Raw genomic sequence first — 1,497 nt, 5'->3', positions numbered from 1 at the left:
ATGACTGTTGCCCCCTGTCGAAGGGATGACCTGGGGGGTGGTGTCACCGGGCCCGGGAGGTGTCCGTCGGAGACGCTGATCAGAGGTCCGGCTACCGTCCGGTCCGGCGCAATGCCGGACAGTTCGCGGGCGGCAGGTCTGCATAACGTGGATGCGCGAGTACGACACCACTGCCGAGGCCGGCACCGACAACCCCCTGGGAAGGGCGCGATGTTCGACACCGAAGACGTGGGCGTGTTCCTGGGCCTGGACGTCGGCAAGACCACTCATCACGGCCACGGACTCACCCCGGCCGGGAAGAAGGTCTTCGACAAGCAGCTGCCCAACAGCGAGCCGAAGCTGCGGGCCGTCTTCGACAAGCTCACCGAGAAGTTCGGCACTGTTCTGGTGATCGTGGACCAGCCCGCCTCGATCGGAGCCCTGCCCCTGACCGTGGCCCGGGACGCGGGCTGCCAGGTCGCCTACCTGCCCGGACTGGCGATGCGCCGGATCGCCGACCTCTACCCGGGCGAGGCCAAGACCGACGCCAAGGACGCCGCGGTGATCGCGGACGCCGCCCGCACCATGCCGCACACCCTGCGGTCCCTGGAACTGACCGACGAGATCACCGCCGAACTCACGGTCCTCGTCGGCTTCGACCAGGACCTCGCCGCCGAGGCCACCCGCACCAGCAACCGGATACGCGGCCTGCTCACCCAGTTCCACCCCAGCCTGGAACGCGTCCTGGGCCCACGACTCGACCACCAGGCCGTCACCTGGCTCCTGGAGCGCTACGGCTCCCCGGCCGCCCTGCGCAGAGCCGGCCGCCGCAGACTCGTGGAACTGATCCGCCCGAAAGCCCCGCGCATGGCAGCCCGGCTGATCGACGACGTCTTCGACGCACTCGACGAGCAGACCGTCGTCGTCCCCGGCACCGGCACCCTCGACATCGTCGTGCCCTCCCTGGCCGCCTCGCTCGCCGCCGTCCACACCCAGCGCCGGGCGATGGAAGCCCAGATCAACACCCTGCTGGAGGCCCACCCTCTTTCCCCGGTCCTGACGTCGATGCCCGGCGTCGGCGTCAGGACCGCCGCCGTCCTGCTGGTCACCGTCGGCGACGGCACCAGCTTCCCCACCGCCGCCCACCTCGCCTCCTACGCCGGACTCGCCCCGGCCACGAGGTCGTCCGGGACCTCGATCCACGGCGAACACGCACCCCGAGGCGGAAACCGGCAACTCAAACGCGCCATGTTCCTGTCCGCCTTCGCCTGCATGAACGCCGACCCCGCCTCCCGCACCTACTACGACAGACAACGAGCACGCGGCAAAACCCACACCCAAGCGCTCCTCCGCCTCGCCCGCCAACGCATCAGCGTCCTGTTCGCCATGCTCCGCGACGGCACCTTCTACGAACCCCGGACACCGAAGGACGTCGAACTCGCCGCATAACCCCAGCAACACCGAACCGCCCCAAACCCGACAGGGGTGCCTTGACGAACGACATAGAGGCACCCCCCC

At 69.4% G+C, this 1,497-nt stretch carries 1 protein-coding gene; it reads left to right on the top strand.

The annotated features are described in order from the left end of the window. Positions 1–210 precede the first annotated feature (210 nt). Positions 211–1,428 (top strand): IS110 family transposase, encoded by a 1,218-nt coding sequence (locus tag ACFWM7_RS35260; protein ID WP_383268864.1) that lies wholly within the window; start codon positions 211–213, stop codon positions 1,426–1,428. Positions 1,429–1,497 lie beyond the last annotated feature (69 nt).

The sequence above is a fragment of the Streptomyces sp. NPDC058375 genome, from assembly GCF_042723425.1.
GTDB lineage: Bacteria > Actinomycetota > Actinomycetes > Streptomycetales > Streptomycetaceae > Streptomyces > Streptomyces durocortorensis.
Note: the sequence above shows the minus strand (reverse complement) of the source record. Positions and strands in the feature narration are given on the sequence as shown.